Annotated in this window: 15 protein-coding genes, 1 pseudogene, 1 riboswitch and 1 other annotated feature; all 16 genes and pseudogenes read left to right on the top strand. The window is 43.8% G+C overall.

Annotated features, from left to right (window positions below; genetic code table 11):
• The first annotated feature begins 109 nt into the window (after positions 1 to 109).
• Positions 110 to 371: a binding site (T-box leader), on the top strand.
• 94 nt (positions 372 to 465) lie between these two features.
• The 16 genes and pseudogenes from J5G60_RS07905 to hypE all read left to right on the top strand — a co-directional run bounded on the left by J5G60_RS07905 (position 466) and on the right by hypE (position 18050).
• A complete protein-coding gene (locus tag J5G60_RS07905) occupies positions 466 to 1098 on the top strand; it encodes a class I SAM-dependent methyltransferase (protein WP_150358029.1) in 633 nt (210 codons plus the stop codon).
• A gap of 3 nt (positions 1099 to 1101) precedes the next feature.
• On the top strand, positions 1102 to 2244 hold the full coding sequence (locus J5G60_RS07900; protein WP_150358027.1) for a trans-sulfuration enzyme family protein: 1143 nt from the start codon (positions 1102 to 1104) through the stop codon (positions 2242 to 2244).
• A 45-nt stretch (positions 2245 to 2289) separates the two neighbouring features.
• Positions 2290 to 3201, top strand: a complete 912-nt coding sequence (locus J5G60_RS07895) for a PLP-dependent cysteine synthase family protein (protein ID WP_150358026.1) — start codon at positions 2290 to 2292, stop codon at positions 3199 to 3201.
• A gap of 70 nt (positions 3202 to 3271) precedes the next feature.
• Positions 3272 to 4567 (top strand): LysM peptidoglycan-binding domain-containing protein, encoded by a 1296-nt coding sequence (locus J5G60_RS07890; RefSeq protein ID WP_150358025.1) that lies wholly within the window; start codon positions 3272 to 3274, stop codon positions 4565 to 4567.
• Between the two features lie 385 nt (positions 4568 to 4952).
• Positions 4953 to 5132: a hypothetical protein gene (locus tag J5G60_RS07885; RefSeq protein ID WP_150358024.1), complete on the top strand. Its 180-nt coding sequence runs from the start codon at positions 4953 to 4955 to the stop codon at positions 5130 to 5132.
• A 259-nt stretch (positions 5133 to 5391) separates the two neighbouring features.
• Complete coding sequence (locus tag J5G60_RS07880; RefSeq protein ID WP_150358023.1) at positions 5392 to 5643, top strand: TM1266 family iron-only hydrogenase system putative regulator; 252 nt, start codon at positions 5392 to 5394, stop codon at positions 5641 to 5643.
• A gap of 229 nt (positions 5644 to 5872) precedes the next feature.
• The gene (gene hydE / locus J5G60_RS07875; RefSeq protein WP_150358022.1) at positions 5873 to 6991 is read left to right on the top strand and encodes a [FeFe] hydrogenase H-cluster radical SAM maturase HydE; all 1119 of its coding nucleotides are present in this window, start codon (positions 5873 to 5875) and stop codon (positions 6989 to 6991) included.
• Between the two features lie 70 nt (positions 6992 to 7061).
• Positions 7062 to 7802, top strand: a pseudogene (locus J5G60_RS18865) (nitrogenase iron protein NifH); the annotation flags it as partial.
• Positions 7803 to 9160: 1358 nt separating this feature from the next.
• Positions 9161 to 10309, top strand: a complete 1149-nt coding sequence (locus tag J5G60_RS07865; RefSeq protein WP_150358020.1) for a nitrogenase component 1 — start codon at positions 9161 to 9163, stop codon at positions 10307 to 10309.
• Positions 10306 to 11070, top strand: a complete 765-nt coding sequence (locus J5G60_RS07860) for a nucleotide-binding protein (protein ID WP_150358019.1) — start codon at positions 10306 to 10308, stop codon at positions 11068 to 11070. The genes J5G60_RS07865 and J5G60_RS07860 overlap by 4 nt, the downstream gene beginning before the upstream one ends.
• Positions 11063 to 12352 (top strand): nitrogenase component 1, encoded by a 1290-nt coding sequence (locus tag J5G60_RS07855; protein WP_236035212.1) that lies wholly within the window; start codon positions 11063 to 11065, stop codon positions 12350 to 12352. The genes J5G60_RS07860 and J5G60_RS07855 overlap by 8 nt, the downstream gene beginning before the upstream one ends.
• The gene (locus J5G60_RS07850) at positions 12353 to 13396 is read left to right on the top strand and encodes a nitrogenase component 1 (protein ID WP_150358017.1); all 1044 of its coding nucleotides are present in this window, start codon (positions 12353 to 12355) and stop codon (positions 13394 to 13396) included.
• Positions 13397 to 13435: 39 nt separating this feature from the next.
• Positions 13436 to 15742 (top strand): carbamoyltransferase HypF, encoded by a 2307-nt coding sequence (gene hypF / locus J5G60_RS07845; protein WP_347562624.1) that lies wholly within the window; start codon positions 13436 to 13438, stop codon positions 15740 to 15742.
• A 49-nt stretch (positions 15743 to 15791) separates the two neighbouring features.
• Entirely contained in the window at positions 15792 to 15998 is a 207-nt protein-coding gene (locus tag J5G60_RS07840; protein WP_150358016.1) for a HypC/HybG/HupF family hydrogenase formation chaperone, read from the top strand.
• Positions 15998 to 17053: a hydrogenase formation protein HypD gene (gene hypD, locus J5G60_RS07835; protein ID WP_150358015.1), complete on the top strand. Its 1056-nt coding sequence runs from the start codon at positions 15998 to 16000 to the stop codon at positions 17051 to 17053. The genes J5G60_RS07840 and hypD overlap by 1 nt, the downstream gene beginning before the upstream one ends.
• Entirely contained in the window at positions 17046 to 18050 is a 1005-nt protein-coding gene (gene hypE, locus J5G60_RS07830; RefSeq protein WP_150358014.1) for a hydrogenase expression/formation protein HypE, read from the top strand. The genes hypD and hypE overlap by 8 nt, the downstream gene beginning before the upstream one ends.
• 450 nt (positions 18051 to 18500) lie before the next feature.
• A riboswitch (guanidine-I (ykkC/yxkD leader) is annotated at positions 18501 to 18596 on the top strand.
• Positions 18597 to 18663 lie beyond the last annotated feature (67 nt).

Here is an 18663-nt window from a genome sequence, read left to right as displayed (position 1 = left end):
ATATAGAAGTATTTGCAGTTAATTAAATTTTATGTTGTAATTTTTACTTGATCAAAATAAATTTATATAGTATTATAAGAGTGTAAATTTAATTCATAGTGAATTACTAAGAATTACGATGATGGGAAGAGTAGGTTACACAAAGTTATAAGAGAGAGTTTCCCTCGGGTGTGAGGAAACTTTAACTGGTGGTAATTGAATTGCATCTTGGAGTACTGGATTGAACGATAGTAGATTTCAGCGGAAACGTCCGTTAAAGCGTTGAGGTATGATTGTACCAATAAAAAAAAAGAGTTTTGTCATGTAAATTTAATTGATTTTATGTGATATAAACAGAGTGGAACCGCGGAAGTAAACCTTCTGCCTCTGTATTGAGGCAGAAGGTTTTTTTATTTTTCAAATTCCGGAATTTGAAAAATAGTATGAGTAAAAATTAATTTAATATTTATTAGGAGGTTAATTATGATGAATTCAGTATCGTATTTTGATTCCATTGCAGATAAATGGAATGTGATAAGGTCAGAGTATTTTGAGGATAAACTAAAATATATTGTGCTCTCTAAGTTTAATATAGAAGATAAAATATGTGTGGATTTAGGATGTGGGACGGGATTTATTTCATTGGTTTTAGCTGAAAGTGCAAATTTGGTGTTTTCTATTGATAACTCGAGAAATATGTTAAAGCAGCTGCATGATGAAGCTGTAAATAGAAAGATTAAAAATATATATCCAATAAAGGGATCTATAACGGATATTCCACTATTTGACGAATCCATTGACGCTGTGTATATAAACATGGCATTACATCATGTTGTGGATGCAAGAAAAGCAGTAAAAGAAGCTTACAGGATTTTGAAAAAAGACGGGACATTTATCATAGCGGATGTAAAAGAGCACAATGGAGAGTGGGCAAGAACTGAAATGCATGATAAATGGCTGGGATTTTCCAATGAACAGATAAGTACCTGGCTTGCCGAAGCAGGATTTAGTGGAATAAATTTTGAAAATACAGAGTTAAAATGTAAGGCCTATTCAAGTAAAGGCGAATATACTGAAACTGGAATATTTATAGCAAGTGGAATTAAGAAGGGAGAATAAATTATGGAGATTGAGTCATTGTTAATACACGGAGGAATAGATGGAGATAAAAGAACAGGGGCAGTCAGTGTACCTATATATCAAACTTCTACCTATAAACAGGAGGCGCTTGGCAAAAATAGCGGTTATGAGTACTCTAGAACGGGAAATCCAACTAGAGAAGCTCTGGAAAAATTAATTGCAGATCTGGAAGGCGGATATAGAGGTTTTGCATTTGCTTCTGGACTGGCAGCTATATCGGCGGCTTTGATGCTTTTCAAAAGCGGAGATAAAATAATAGTTTCCAGTAATGTGTATGGAGGAACTTTCAGAGTTATAGATAAAATATTCAAGAACTTCAATTTAAATTATGTACTAGTGGATACCAGTGATCTGCAAAAAGTAGAGGAAAGCATTACTGAAGATGTAAAGGCAATATTTATTGAGACACCTACCAATCCACTTATGACCATAACGGATATATATAAGATAAGTGAAATAGCAAGGAAAAATAAGGTGTTAACTATTGTGGACAATACGTTTATGACACCTTATCTTCAAAAGCCTATAAAACTAGGTGCAGACATAGTGATCCACAGTGCTACTAAATATTTGGGCGGTCATAGTGATCTGATTGCTGGCCTTTTGGTGGTAAATAATGAAGAATTAGGAGAAAGGGTTCATTTTATTCAAAACTCAACGGGAGGCATATTAAATCCTTTTGACAGCTGGCTTTTAATAAGAGGAATAAAGACATTATCTGTTAGAATGGATAGGCACAATGAGAATGCCGAATATGTGGCCAATTTTTTGAAAGAGAATCCGCTAATAGACAAGATCTATTATCCTGGGTTTTCAACTCATCCTGGATATAAACTTCATAAATCCCAGGCTTCAGGGTATGGTGCAATTATATCCTTCGTTTTAAAAGAGGGTATAGATATAAATAAATTTTTTAAGGGATTGAAGCTTATAACCTTGGGCGAAAGCTTAGGAGGAGTTGAATCATTAATATCTCATCCAGCTACAATGACTCACGCAGCAGTACCTTATGAAATAAGACAAAAAATAGGAATAGTGGATAATTTGATTAGATTGTCCGTAGGACTTGAGAATAAAAAAGATCTAGTAGAAGATTTGAAAAATGCATTGGAATTTTCTAAATAAAACAGCATAATTGCGCAATGTGAAATGTGGTGGAGGGTTAACAACATGATATATTATAATGATATAAAAGAGATGATAGGCAATACGCCCATGTTAAAATTAAATAATTTTGATATAAAAGACGGTGTGTCTATATTTGCTAAATTAGAAAATTTCAACCCCGGAGGCAGTGTAAAAGACAGGATTGGGGCGTATATGATAGAAAGTGCAGAAAAGAGGGGAATTTTAAAGAAAGGGTATACTGTAATAGAAGCAACTGCAGGTAATACTGGCTTGGGTATTGCCCTGGGAGCCCTCAACAAAGGCTATAGAGTTATATTTGTAGTTCCAATGAAATTTTCTGTTGAAAAACAAACTCTTATGAAAGCACTTGGGGCAGAAATAGTAAATACTCCTGAAGATAAGGGAATGATTGGGGCTATAGAAAAATCACAAGAGCTCCTTGAAAGTATACCAAACTCAATTTCATTAAAGCAATTTGAAAATGCTGATAATCCACAAGCTCATTATTTAACTACAGGTCCTGAAATATATTTGGATATGGAAGGACGAATTAATTATCTTGTAGCAGGAGCAGGTAGTGGAGGTACTTTTACAGGGGTTGCGAGATATTTAAAGGAAAAAATAAAGGATATAAAATCAGTTCTGGTAGATCCGGAGGGATCCACTTTAGGTGGCGGCGAGGAAGGTCATTATGCGGTTGAAGGCATAGGAAACAATTTTGTTCCCTGTACCATGGACATGGATCTAGTTGATAAAGTTATAAAAATAAATGATGAAGAGGCTTTCGATATGGTTAAGAAATTAGCAAAAAAAGAAGGATTAATAGTGGGATCCTCTTCAGGTGCTGCAATGGCAGGAGCAATAAAATTGTCAAAGACTATAGAGCAGGGAAATATAGTAGTTATATTTCCAGATAGAGGAGATAGATATTTTAGTAAAAATATTTACAATTAGTTCTAGAACAGAAATATAATTTACGAATATAATGGTTAATGATAGTAAGTGAAAAAGGAGTACTACGTTTTTGAATATATATGTAGTTCGTTCAGGCGATTCTATATGGTCCATAGCCCGTAGGTTTGGTGTTATTCCCGACAGCATATTGGATGTCAATGGTCTTCGACCGGAGGAAAGTCTAGTAGTGGGGCAATCCCTTGTAATCCCTAGCGCAGAAAGGGCATACATGGTTAGACCAGGTGATTCTATATGGTCCATATCCCAAAAATTTGGAGTTTCTGTAGACAGCATAGTTCAGTTAAATAACATTGTAAATCCTGCATCTATTCATCCAGGCATGGTAATAAGAATACCAGAGAATTCAAAAAATTATGGTGTAATTGAAACCAATGGATTTATACAGCCATCCACTGCTGAACGGGAAAGAGCTGTAGTGAACAATGTAGGTCCCTATTTAACCTATGTAACGCCTTTCAGTCATCATGTCACTGAGCAGGGTGAACTTACACCTCTTAGGGATGAGACCATAATTGAAGCCGGCAGAAATAACAGAGTAGCACCACTGCTTTCAGTAACAAATATATCTGGTGCAAATTTTGATACTGATTTAATATCTGCCATATTAAACAATGAAAACCTTCAGGATACTTTGATAAACAATATAATTGATACCATGGATGAAAAAGAATATTATGGAGTTGTAATAGATTTTGAAAGAATTCCGCCTTCAGATAGAGAAAGGTACAATAATTTTCTTGAAAAGCTGGTATCAAAAGCTCATCCCCTGGGATATGTAGTCGGCACCGCACTGGCACCTAAAACATATGATGTAACCTCTGGTGCATGGCATGGAGCTCATGATTATGCTTCCCATGGCAGAATAGTGGACTTTGTTATAATAATGACTTACGAATGGGGTTGGTCAGGAGGCCCTCCTATGGCCGTAGCGCCTCTCAACGAGGTTAGGAGAGTAATAAATTATGCTGTGAGCGTAATTCCGCCTAATAAGATATTGATGGGCATACCCATGTACGGTTATGACTGGACATTACCCTATACGCCTGGCGGTGAATTTGCAGAGAGCATAGGACATCAGGAGGCAGTGAACAGGGCAAGAAGATATGGGGCAGAGATAAAATTTGATGAGAGAGCGCAATCTCCATATTTCAATTATGTGGATGAAGAGGGAAGAGAACATGTGGTTTGGTTTGAGGATGCGAGAAGTATACAGGCAAAGTACAGGTTAGTCAATGAATACGGCCTCAGAGGAGTAAGTTACTGGACGCTGGCTCAGCCTTTCCCTCAAAATTGGTATATATTGAATAATATGTTTGAGATTACGAAGGTTATACCTGCTGAGTAGGTTAGTGTGTCTACGAATTTGTGTAAAACAATGTGGATTATGATAAAAATTAATTTGGAATTACTATGGGATATATTCCTGTAGTAATTTTTTTATTTATAGTTTTTATATCAACTAATTTTTCCTCATCACGAATACATTCTAGAAATGAATTTATTTTATATTCAGCGATGTCGACTCTAAGTGAAAGGTTGATGAATCCGTTTTCCCTGTATCTTTTTCCACATAGTTCTGTTATTGTCTACAATGTTTCTGGCTTTAATAGAATTACGGGATATGATATAGTTTAAATGTAATAAGAAAAATTGTATAAGGGTACCTCTTCTTTAGTTATGGGTGGATCATGGTTAATAATGTCTGCGTATGAAGAAGAGGTGATGCGTTTATGTCAGAAGGATATTTAGTATTGTTCTTTAGTTTATTTTCAATCACTGTTATTTGTATAGTGGCATTATCTGATAAAAAATCAGATATTAAAATCGAAAATAAAATAACTTTGAGACCTGATGAAATATCATCCGGTACTAAAGTAAACATAAATAATTCCAAAGAGAATAATAGATAGTCCCTGACAAGACCTATCTATTATTTAAACTATACAATTTACTAAGCAGACTAAATTCATAATCCACCCTCTTATTACTAATAGTATATCATAAAATATAGGGATTATACAGTAGAAAATTTTAGTGTAAATGGAGTTTGTTTATAAGGGCTTACTCCATCTTAACCTTAATTAACGGTATTCTTATTATTTGACTTTTTACTGAAATTGAAATATAATCAATATCATAAAAGAATTGGTAAATTATGAGGTGGTGCCGATGGAAACAAGAGTGGCCATTATCGCAATCATTGCGGAAAGCAGGGAATGTGCAGAGCAGATCAATGATCTGTTGCATGAATACGGTTCCTATATTATTGGGCGCATGGGACTTCCCTATCGTGAAAAGGGAATCAATATTATTAGCATCGTGATTGATGCTCCGCAGGACAAGATCAATACTATTGCGGGGAAAATCGGTCGAATTAAAGGAGTTACTGCAAAAACGGTATATTCTAATGTTACAAATTAATAATTAAATCAAACAAATATCAGCCTGACGTCAAAATTTTTTTGAGACGAAAGATCGATATAGCTGTTAAATATGAAATAGCCGTATCCGTCAGGATACGGCTATTATTTGTCTAACCGAAATAAACCAGAAGCTTATAATAAGGGGAGGTAATGACTTTACCCAAAATAACCGGAGGCGCTGTGGAAGTTGGACGCTATGGTAAATGACAGAGAAGAGGTGGTGGGCGATGACGATTCAATTGAATGACGCAAATGACGCGTCGAAACTGACTGACTTTTTGAATAATGCCTGTAAAAGGGAACTTTCTGAAATATTGAGGTTTTTTTTACAGAATGCACAGACGGAGGTGCTTTCTCTGCTTGCCTGTCGTGCGGAAGAAATCAGGGAAAAATACTATGATCGAAAAATATATTTCCGCGGGCTTATAGAGTTTTCAAGTTTCTGCAGAAACGACTGCTATTACTGTGGTATTCGAAGAAGCAATTTTAATGCGCGCAGATACAGACTCTCAGATGAGGAAATCCTAAACTGTTGTACAATCGGATACAGGCTTGGATATCGGACTTTTGTATTACAGAGCGGTGAGGATATATATTATACCGATGAACGGATGTGCCATATTGTCTCAGCCATCAAAGCCAGTTTTCCTGAGAGTGCGGTTACGCTTTCATTGGGAGAAAGGAGCCGAGACTCATATAGGCGGCTTTTTGACGCCGGTGCAGATCGATACCTTTTGCGGCATGAAACGGCCGATGAAGCACATTACAGAAAGCTTCATCCGCCTGAACTGAGTCTCAGAAACCGTATGCAGTGCCTGTATAATCTCAAGGAAATAGGCTATCAGGTTGGTTCTGGATTTATGGTGGATTCACCTTATCAGACGTATGATACACTGGCTGAGGATTTTATATTTCTTCGAGATTTACAGCCTCATATGGTAGGAATAGGTCCTTTTATTCCGCATAAGGACACTCAATTCGCAAATTATTATGAACCTTCGTCAAGGACGACGCTGATATTGCTCTCGCTTTTAAGGTTTCTGTTGCCAAAATCGCTGCTTCCTGCAACGACTGCACTTGGTACTGTTGACCCAATTGGCAGGGAGAAAGGTTTTCAGGCAAGTGCTAACGTGGTTATGCCAAACCTTTCCCCGACGGAGCACCGCAGAGATTACTCTCTCTATGATAATAAAATCTGTATGGGTGAGGAATCAGCGGAATGCTTCCACTGCCTTGCCGGCCGGATACAAACCGCCGGCTTTGTTCCAGACTTCTCAAAAGGGGACCATTTTGATCGGCAGATGGAAGTACCAAACTCTGATCCCTGCCCTACAACAGAAATGTGAGAAAATATAACAATGATTTTGCGCTGAAGTATAATTTCAGTGCAGAAAAATTATGCAGGAGGTGGAAAAAATGATTAAGTTAGCTGTATATGGAAAAGGTGGTATCGGGAAATCAACCACGGTTTCAAATCTGGCGGCGGCGATGGCTGAAAAAGGGCTCAGGGTCATGCAGATAGGCTGTGACCCGAAGGCAGATTCCACCGCCATCCTTCACGGCGGTACAAAAATACCCACTGTGTTGGAGCTTGTGAGAAAATATAACAATGATTTTGCACTGGATGATATGGTATGCGTCGGCTTTGACGGAGTAATCTGCGTTGAAGCGGGTGGCCCTTTGCCGGGGCGTGGCTGCGCGGGACGAGGTATCATCGCCGCACTTGAAAAGCTCGCCCAGAAGGGCGCATATGAAACATACAAACCAGACGTTGTAATGTATGACGTGCTCGGAGATGTGGTCTGTGGCGGATTTTCCATGCCCATGCACGGTGGCTATGCCGATAGTGTATTCATTATAACATCTGGAGAAAATATGTCGATTTACGCAGCGGCAAATATTGCTATGGCTGTGGAAGATTTTAAAGGCCGTGGCTACGCTTCTCTCGGCGGGCTGATCTTAAATCGCCGAAACGTAAAAAACGAGGAGAAAAAGGTGAAAGAACTGGCGGCTGATTTCCATACAGAAATCGCCGGAGCGCTTGATTTGAGTGAGACTGTACGAGATGCGGAACTGCTGAATAAGACAGTTATCGAAGCCTTTCCAGACAGCAAAATGGCTTCTCAATACCGCAGCCTCTCTGAAAATATACTGCACATGCATAAGCAAAAGAGAAGGAGAAACAGTGTGCTGAAAAAAATCAATGGAAAAGCAGGTATGATCGGAGAGGAAATAAGAATACGTGATGCCGAATTTCCGTCACCGTTTCTCTCCGGGCTGGAATACAATGCACCGGCCAGGGGACCATGGAACATCGTGCATACGGGGATGCTGATACCACAGTCGCACCAGGTATTCGTTTGTGCCGAGGGATGTCTGCGCGGTGTCATTCTCACCGCGGCTGAGATGAACGCCATGGATAGGATGTCCTGGGTTTCGGTTCATGAGAACGACCTTTTGGATGGCAGTATGGAGCGGAATATTGTCGATGGTACGGCTGATATTCTGAATAAAATGGATACGCTTCCACCGGCTGTGCTTGTGTTTATCAGCTGTATCCATCTTTTTACTGGTTGTGATTTCAAAGTAGCTCTGACTGAACTGAGCACGCGTTTTCCCGGCGTTGATTTTGTTGAGTGTTATATGACTCCCACGATGCGCAAGAGTGGACTGACAATGGATCAGATTATGCGCCGACAGCTGTACAGTCCATTAAGATCGGTGCAGAAGAATAAAAAATATGTCAATATCATCGGAAACGACAGGCCCACTGACGAATCGAGTGAATTTGTTTCCTTAATACGCGGCGCAGGCTTCGAGATCAGGGATATTGCACTCTGTAAAACTTATGGAGACTATTTGAAGATGGCGGAAAGCGCCGTCAATATTACATATCTTCCCGCAGCGTTTGCTGCTGGTGAGGAACTTTGTCAAAGGCTTGGACAGAACCATCTGTATCTGCCGCTGAGTTATTCGTACAAAGAAATCATGGAAAATTACAGGAAACTTTCTAATGTTCTTGAAATTAAGATGCCAGATTTCTCGGATGCCATGGACAGAGCGGACAAGGCGCTTAAAGATGCATACCGTATTATTGGAAATATACCGATTGCCATCGACTACACTTCGACACCGCGTCCTCTCGGATTAGCTCGCCTGCTTGTGGAACACGACTTTGCGGTGAAAAAAGTCTATGTGGACAGTTTTCTCGATGAGGACGGGCGGGATTTTGTCTGGCTGAAAGAAAATAAACCGGAACTTGTGCTGTCCTCGACGGTTCACCCGAAGATGCGGTTTGCCGCTCATGGCAGCCATGATGAAAAAGTTTTGGCTATCGGCCAGAAGGCTGCGTATTTCAATGAAACAGGCCATTTTGTAAATATTGTGGCAGGCGGCGGAATGTACGGTTTTGATGGGATCGTCCGTCTTGCCGAAATGATGACCGATGCATATCTGCACGAAAAGGACGTGAAAACGGTCATCCAGTATAAAGGATTGGGGTGTGAGAGCTGCTTATGAGACAGACGGCAAGAATTATATCAACTTATACGGCGGATATTTCGGGTGTCTGCTCCGCTCTCTTTGAGCTTGGGGGAATGACTGTAATTCATGACGCATCGGGATGCAATTCTACATATACAACGCATGACGAGCCCAGGTGGTATGATCTGGACAGCATGATCTATATATCCGCACTGACGGAGACGGAGGCCATCCTGGGTGACGACAATAGATTGATTGGCGATATTGTGAATACGGCTGGGGAACTTTCGCCGAGGTTCATCGCCATATGCGGTTCTCCGGTGGCAATGATGATCGGGACGGACTTTAAGGCAATTGCCAAGGTGATCGGTGAAAAGACCGGTATCCCGACCTTCGGCTTGAGCACAAATGGCATGCACTCCTATCTTACCGGTGCTTCCTGTGCATTGGAGACTGTCGTGAAGTATTTTTGCCATGGAGATGTTGCCAGGTCTAAAGATCTCTCCGTGAATATTATCGGGGCAACACCATTGGACTTCTCAATAAATGGCAGCGTGGAATCGATCAAATGGTGGCTCGCCGAAAGTGGATTTAGGCTTGTATCCTGCATGGCAATGGGGAGTGATTTGGATCGTATCAGCCTGGCGGGCAGTGCACATGTCAACCTTGTTGTGTCATACAGCGGTCTTGCCACCGCAAAAATGCTGCAAAAACAGTTCGGTACTCCATACGTTGCCGGTGTTCCATTTGGAATCGGGTTTGCCGACATCCTTGCCCATGTACTTAGAAGAGCTGCAAAGAGTGGAAAAAGCAGTGTGCCCTGTGCAGAGCGGAAAAGTGGATCGGATGGCGGACTGACAGTTGTCGGCGAAAGCATATTTGCTGGATCGCTTGCACGTGCAATCGAGGTGGAATCCGGTAGATCAGTCAGGGTACTCTGTCCGCTGGAAACAACGGAAGAACTGACGGCGGAGGGGGACGTTCTCATTCCAAATGAGGATGATGTAGCGAGACAGTTTGCTTTAGCCGGCAGTGTCATAGCGGATCCTCTCTATAAGCCGATATGTCCGGATGACGTATCGTTTTACAGTCTGCCGCACGAGGCATTTTCCGGAAGGTGCTACCGGGAACAAATACCGAATTTGATTAATAGAAAGCTGAAACTGGAGGAAACGATATGATAAAAATAGCTGTTTACGGGAAAGGTGGAATAGGAAAATCAATGATTACGAGTAATCTAAGTGCTGCATTTGCTTCTCTTGGGAAAAAAGTAATCCAGATTGGCTGCGATCCGAAAGCGGATTCGACGATCAACCTGCTTGCCGGGAATCGGGTCATGCCAGTTATGGATTATTTGCGAAAATTCGACCGAGAGCCGGATCATCTGGAGGAAATCACAAAGGAGGGCTTTGGGCATGTCTTGTGCATCGAGACCGGTGGGCCGACTCCGGGGCTCGGGTGTGCGGGCCGTGGAATCATTACGACATTCAGCTTGTTGAACGATCTGGATCTTTTTGAAAAATACCGCCCCGATGTTGTCCTTTACGACGTGCTCGGAGACGTTGTGTGTGGTGGATTTGCCGCACCGATACGTGAGGAGTATGCATCAGAGGTGCTGATCGTTACTTCCGGTGAAAAAATGGCACTTTATGCTGCAAATAATATCAACACCGCCGTCCATAATTTTGCCGACCGCAGTTACGCAAAGGTGCGCGGCATCGTATTTAATCGTAGAAATGTGGATCATGAGGAGGAAAAAGTCCGGGCGTTTGCCTTAAATGTCGGTCTGCCAATTGTTGCGGATATTCCGAGAAGTGACGATATTATTCGATACGAAGATATGGGGAAAACTGTCATAGAGGGGGATGCTTCACTGCCTGTAAGCTGCAAATTTTTCGACCTGGCAGAGTTATTGTCTGGGGATGAAGAAACCGATGAATAAGGCATATTACATAAGCGCCGAAGAACTAGTGCACCGTGGGTATTCCGATATACCAGATGAGCTGCTTTCGTCTACGCACTTGATTTACAGTTCACCTGCAACGCTGGCGTTCAACTCTCCGGGTGCACAGGGTTTCGGCGTCAAACGTGCTGGACTGGCCATCCCAGGCTCCGTAATGCTGCTTATTTCACCGGGCTGTTGCGGAAGAAACACAGCTGCACTCAGCCAAAAGGGCTATGAAGAACGATTTTTTTACATGACGATGGATGAAACTGATATTGTCACAGGGCGGCATCTGACCAAAATTCCAAATGCAGTTAAGGAGGTCTGTGAGGCATGTGATACGGTGCCAACGGCTGTCATGATCTGTATTACCTGTGTTGACGCACTGCTTGGAACGGATATGGAACGTGTATGCAAAAGGGCATCTGAGCATGCGGGAGTTCCCGTGATTCCATGCTATATGTATGCACTGACACGGGAGGGGCGTCTACCGCCCATGGTCGCGGTGTGCCAGTCCATTTATTCCCTGCTGAAACCTGTCCCTAAAAAGCCGGATGCAATGAATATCATCGGATATTTTTCGCCGCTGAGGGACGACTGCGAGCTGTATGCTCTCCTAAGACAGGCGGGTATACATCAGATCCGTGAAATTTCCCGATGCCGGGATTTTGGTGAGTATTTGACCATGGCTCAGGCGAACTTCAATCTTGTTCTGAGCCAGGAGGCGAGACATGCCGTGCTGGACATGGAAAAAAAGTTGAATATCCCGAGTATTGAACTGACAAGGATGTATCAGCTGGACAAAATACGCAATCAGTATCATCTTTTCGGTCAGGCCTTGGGTGTGACCTTCGACGACCGAAAATATTACAATATGGCATCCGCATCAGTTGAAAAATTTCGCAGTGATCACAACAATGTCACGTTCGCGGTAGGTGAATGGGCAAATGCCGACCCCTTTGAGTTGTCACTGGCGTTAATCCGATATGGATTCGCGGTTTCCGAAATCTACGGCACTGTGGGCGATGTGAATTTTGCCTACCTCAAAAAAATTGCACGGCTCAGTCCGCAGACAAAAATTTATTCCAATCTTTCTCCGACCATGCTCTATTACGACTCAGATGATTCGAACGTAAACGCCGTCATTGGCAAAGATGCGGCCTATTATCATCCGGGATGTGTCGGAGTTGACTGGAATGAGGAACTCCAACCCTTTGGATATGCCGGTGTGACGGCACTTTTTGAAGCGCTCGATACAGTATTTAGCAAGGAGGATTGAATGAATATGATTAAATATCTGTCGCCGTTCGCTCCGGATATATCCGGAGCCGTATCGGTACTCTTCGAACTTGGAAGTCTTATTGTGATCTGTGATGCAGGTGGATGTACCGGGAACGTATGCGGCTTTGATGAGCCGCGCTGGTTCCAGAAAAAAAGTGCCATTTTCAGTGCTGGGCTGCGGGACATGGATGCGATACTCGGATGTGACGAACGGTTGATTACAAAACTGCAGGATGCCGTATCAAAGATAGACGCAGCGTTTACGGCGATTATCGGCACACCTGTTCCGGCGGTCATAGGAACGGATTTTCGTGCACTTAAGCGCATGGCCGAGAAAAGGACTGGACTTCCGGCAATTACTATTGAGACGAGCGGGACCAGCCTCTATGATGAGGGGGAAGAGAGCGCCATGCTGAAACTTTTTCAGGGCTTTGCCACGGAGGGCTTTCCGGTAAAACGCGGCACCGTCGGCGTGCTGGGAGTGACACCGCTTGAATTTTCTAGCCTGCAGGCCGGGGAGCTTATGGCTTCGGCGGTGGAGCACAGTGGCCTTGGCAGGGCCGTTTGCTATGGAATGGGCCGCGGTCTTGACAGTGTACAGCACGCCTCTGCCGCAGAAAAAAACCTGGTTGTATCTCCTGCTGGCCTTAAAACTGCGAAATACCTGAGATCAACCTTCGGGACACCGTATACCATAGGTTGTCCCCTCATTTCGAAAAATCTGAAGGAAAAGTTAACAGGACTTGCCGGAAAACGGGTGCTTGTGATCCATCAGCAAATACTGGCAAACTCGGTACGCAATAGAATACTTGATAGTGTCGATGCCGACGTGACGGTTGCATCGTGGTTCATGCTGAAGGATGATTTGAAGCAGAAGGGGGACTTCAGACTCACGGACGAGCGGCAGTTTGCCGCTGCTGTGGAAGACGGCGGCTATAACGTGGTTATCGGTGACAGTTTTTTGAAACGTGCACTCAGGCACTATTATGGCCAATTTATTGATTTTCCGCATTTCGCAGTATCCGGCAGACTGGAAGAATGAACCGTGTAAAGCGGTGGTATAAAGAAAGGGAGTGAATTGATGAAAATGTCTTCTCTGATCATCAGGATTTACGGTATTGTCCAGGGTGTGGGCTTCCGGCCGTTTGTCAGCAGAATTGCCCACCGGTTCGGCATCAAGGGAAGTGTGGCCAACAAGGGATCTTACGTGGAAGTGCATGTACAGGGAACGGACAAAGCACTTCATGCGTTTTTGAAAGTGCTTAAAAACGAACCTCCTGAGAGATCGACGATTTTAAAGATAGATTTAAACAAGACTGACGAAAAGACTGCGGAGAGCTTTGAAATTATTGAAAGCGAAAAAGAGGTTGGAGATATTTTTGTTTCACCGGACATTGCCACATGCGACAAGTGTAAACAGGAGCTTTTTGACAGAAACAATCGGCGTTATCTGCACCCTTTTATCAATTGTACTGCCTGCGGCCCGAGGCTGACTATTCTCGATTCCATGCCCTACGATCGTGTCCGCACAAGCATGGGAGAATTCCCGATGTGCCCTGCCTGCGAATATGAATACACCCATGCCGAAACCAGAAGGTACGATGCACAGCCAGTTTGCTGCAACGACTGCGGTCCTCAGGTGTATCTGCTTGAACGTTCGGAGCGTGGTGCGGATGCGATTACCTATACAAGACGTGCCATAATGGATGGAAAAATTGCGGCGGTCAAGGGAATTGGTGGTTTTCACCTCTGCTGTGACGCATCGAATGAAAGAGCCGTCAACCGTCTGCGTGCACTAAAAAGTAGACCTATAAAGCCGTTTGCGGTTATGCTGCATGATCTGAACACAGTAAAACGCGAGTGTATGATTCTCCCTGGGCAGGAGAAAATATTGAACGGTCCCCAAAAGCCCATCATCCTTCTGAGAAAGAAGCCAGTCAGCCGTCTTTGCGATCAGATTGCGCCAGATAACCCGATGGTTGGAGTTATGCTGCCCTATGCGCCAATACAGATGCTGCTCTTTACTTATGATGATGATGTTCAAATGACGGACTGCCTGGTAATGACGAGCGGAAACGTATCGGGTGCGCCGATTTGCAAAAGTGATGAGGATGTCTTACACGAAATCTCAGGATTCTGCGATGTGGTTTTGTCGCACGATCGGAAAATCCGCTTGAGAGCCGACGATTCTGTCATGGATTTTTTTCAGGGAAAACCCTATATGATTCGGAGGTCACGCGGATACTCACCGCTGCCATTTATGCTCTCAAGTGATTTTCACGGACAGGTCCTTGGTATTGGCGGCGAGCTGAAAAATACGTTTTGCATTGGGAAAAATAGACTGTTTTATCCGTCCCCCTATGTTGGAGATATGGCGGACATACGCACCGTCTGTGCCCTGCGCGAATCTGTTGAAAGAATGGAAACTCTGCTTGAAGCAAAGCCGCAGATTGTGGCGTGCGATATGCACCCGAGATACAACACAACGGCCATTGCGGGAGAACTTGGCCTACCGATCATGAAGATACAGCATCATTACGCTCATATTGTTTCGTGTATGGCGGAAAACGATTATGCAGATGATGTGATCGGAGTCTCTTTTGACGGCACTGGCTATGGGGCTGACGGAACCATCTGGGGAGGCGAGTTTTTAAAATCGTCTTACGGCGGATTCGAACGGCTCGGCAGTATCCGCCCGTTTTTGCAGATTGGTGGTGATGTCTCGGCTCAGGAGGGATGGCGTATTGCCGTTTCGATGCTTTACGCTCTATATCAAGATAAGGCAGCTGATGTTATCTCCGCGCTGGGCCTGTGCAGCCCAAAGGTAATGCGTGTGCAGATGATGATGGCGGATAAGAAGCTCAACAGTGTCCTTTCCACTAGTGCTGGACGGCTTTTCGACGCGGTCAGCGCCATTCTCGGCATAAGGGGAATTTCAACATTTGAGGGTGAGGCATCAATGGCGCTCCAGTTTGCCGCCGAGACTTACTGTGAACAGTATCCGGATACCTCGGAAAAAGTTTCCGGCGCCGTCCATCGAATGTTGATTTCCGTAAAAAACAGGTTTGTGCTTTGCACGGATGAACTGGTGAAATATCTGACGGATTTGGTGCTTTCGGGTGAAGACACACAAGAGCTCGCCTATACGTTCCATGTTGCCTTGGCGGAAATGATTACGGCAGGTTGTGAAAAGGCCCGGGATATAACAGGGCTTGATGTGTGTGCGCTCAGCGGCGGCGTTTTCCAGAACCGGCTCCTCACTGGAATGTGTACTTCACGGCTGCGGGAACATGGATTTACTGTGTTGCTTCACAGTCTTATCCCTCCGAACGACGGCGGGATCGCGCTCGGTCAGGCAGTTGCCGCCATGTACCATCTAAATCAATAAAACCATGTATTTAAATGAATTATATTATCAAATATTGGAGGTATGAATTATGTGTGTAGGAATATCAGCAAAGGTTGTCAACATCGATGAAGACACGGCGGTTATTGACATGTCCGGGGCCAAAAGGAAGGTATCGGTAGATCTGATGGAGGATCTCGAACCCGGTGATTATGTTATGGTTCATGCAGGAATGGCTATTGCCAAAATTACTGACAGCGATGCTGATGAAACTAGTAAAATTATGGAGACGCTTTAATGGGAAATCGTAATGCATCCGCAAAGGAAATTATTGAATCTTATAATGGCCGGCATCTTCGCATTATGGAAGTATGCGGCACGCATACCCATGAAATTTTCAGACTGGGAATCCGGAAAATCCTGCCCGAAGCCGTTGAACTGATCTCCGGCCCCGGGTGTCCGGTCTGTGTTACGCCGGTTGGATTTATCGACGAGGCCGTCATGCTCGCACTTGATCATGGTGCGGTTATCTGTACTTTTGGCGATCTAATCCGCATTCCCGGATCAAAGGTAAGTCTAGCCGGCGCCAGGCCGAAGGGTGCGGCTATCAAGATGGTATATTCTCCGCTGGATGCCGTTGAATACGCTGGGAAAAACCCGGATAAAAATGTTGTTTTTCTTGCAGTGGGATTTGAAACTACAGTGCCGGCAGCGTGTCTCGCTGTCAAAAAAGCTAAAATGGCGGGCCTCAAAAATTTCACTATCCTCGGTGCCAACAAGACGATGCCAAATGCTTACAAAGTACTGAAGAACAGTGCTGACGCATTCCTCTATCCGGGACACGTCAACGCTATTGCCGGAACGTATGTCTGTGAACAGCTTGTTAAAAAGGGAATCTCCGGTGTCGTGACGGGTTTTACTGCGGACGAGCTTCTTACCGCACTTGCTGTTGTGATCAAGTTGAGTCAGAAAGGAAAGCCATTTTTCCGGAACTGTTATCCGCGGGTGGTGAAGCCCGAAGGCAATGTACTTGCGCAAAAGCTTATAAAAGAAGTCATGGAGCCCTGCGATGCCGAATGGCGTGGGCTTGGAATGATAGAAGGTTCCGGTCTTAAACTTCGAGATGTGTATGGTGGTTTTGATGCAAGGCTTCGGTTCAGTCTACCGAAGATCACTGGCAGGAGCAGCCCCGCATGCCGCTGCGGCGATGTACTTCAGGGAAAATGCAGGCCATCAGACTGCAAAGCGTTTGGGACTGGCTGCACACCGCAGCATCCAGTGGGTGCTTGCATGGTGTCCAACGAGGGTGCATGCTCAGCCTATTATCAGTATGGAGGAGATTTAAATGTATAAAACGGTTATGCTAGCTCACGGTGCAGGCGGAAAGCAGACGTCAGAGCTGATTGATCAGATATTTAAGGTTCATTTTTCTAATCCGGATTTAACTGCAGATGACGCGGCGGTCCTGCCAATAGAATCAGGGAAGATTGCATTTACTACGGACGGTTTTATCGTTTCACCCTATGAGTTTCCAGGTGGGAACATCGGAAAACTCAGTATATGCGGAACAGTCAACGATTTGTCCTGCATGGGCGCAAAACCGCTTTACCTATCCTGTGCCTTTGTAATTGAAGAGGGATTTCCGATGGAAAAACTGGAGCAAATTGCGGAGGCGATGGAAAAGACGGCGAAGGAAGCCGGCGTGAAGATTGTGGCCGGCGATACCAAGGTGACGGGAAAAGGTCAGGTGGACAATATTTTTATTACCACTACCGGAATTGGTCGGATATTGGCGGGTGCGAATCCTTCAGGAAAGCTGGCCCGGCAGGGTGACGCCGTTATCGTAACCGGTGATATAGGGCGGCACGGTTGTGCAATTCTGCTTGCCAGGGATGAGTTCGGCATTGATGCAAACATCACAAGTGATTGCGCTCCTCTGTGGGATACGGTTAAACAAATGTTCAATACCACTAAGAATATTCATGTTATCCGTGACGCCACACGAGGCGGTGTCGGTACAGTGCTGTATGAGATCGCAGGACAGAGTGGTGTTGGAATACGTCTGGATGCTGAAAAGATCCCGGTTGCCGGAGAGGTGTCCGGTATCTGCGGCATGCTTGGGCTGGAACCTCTGTATCTGGCCTGCGAGGGCAGGCTTGTAGTATTTGTACCAAAGGAAGAGGCTCTGTCGGTCATTGAGACACTTCACGGTTGCCCTTATTCGAAGAATGCCGCAATTATCGGTGAGGTTACCTCTGATATGCCCGGCAAGGTAATTATGAAAACAGCCATTGGTTCACAGACGCTTCTGCCTCAGCCAGGTGGAGAACTACTGCCTCGCATTTGTTGACATAATATTAAATGAATATTTTCTTGCAAGGCTTATCAGCAATCGAGTAGGAAGCTGCCCATTCGTTGAGCAGCCGCCTCTCACACAATTCGTGCGTACTGTTTAGTACAGGGTTGTTCAATTCCATCCACGGATGTAAACCTTCATGTTCTCCGTAACTTTATGCACTTCCTGCGCTGACCACCTTGTTTTTCTGGGCATTCATCTCGAGCTTCAGCTCTAAGCCGGTACGAAGAGTAGAAATATCAAAAGATAACGTGAAGAAAAGATAGTTTTAGGAATATCAATAAGTATGTTATGAAAATATAATTTTAAGTAATATGAAAGAAAATGGTTTATATATGAGATACTGAGAGTCATAGAAGAAAAAATATTGACTTGATTTAAATCAACTATTATGCTAAATTAAATTTATAAGTTGCAACTTATAGGTTACAAGAAATTTTATATATTTGAGTTTTCTAGGGTTCCGCAGTTTGCAGCTGGCTGGTCCGAGAGAGAACGCACATTTAGTTGTGTACACGGAAGGATAAAAGCCCGGGAGATATTTTTATAATATTTCCTTAGGGTTTTTTATTTTCTTTTTAATAAGCCATAAAATATTATCTATATA

Source organism: Clostridium sp. HV4-5-A1G, assembly GCF_900184915.1.
GTDB lineage: Bacteria > Bacillota > Clostridia > Clostridiales > Clostridiaceae > Clostridium_B > Clostridium_B aromativorans.
The sequence above is the reverse complement of the archived record's forward strand: the minus strand, read 5'-3'. Positions and strand labels throughout refer to the sequence as shown.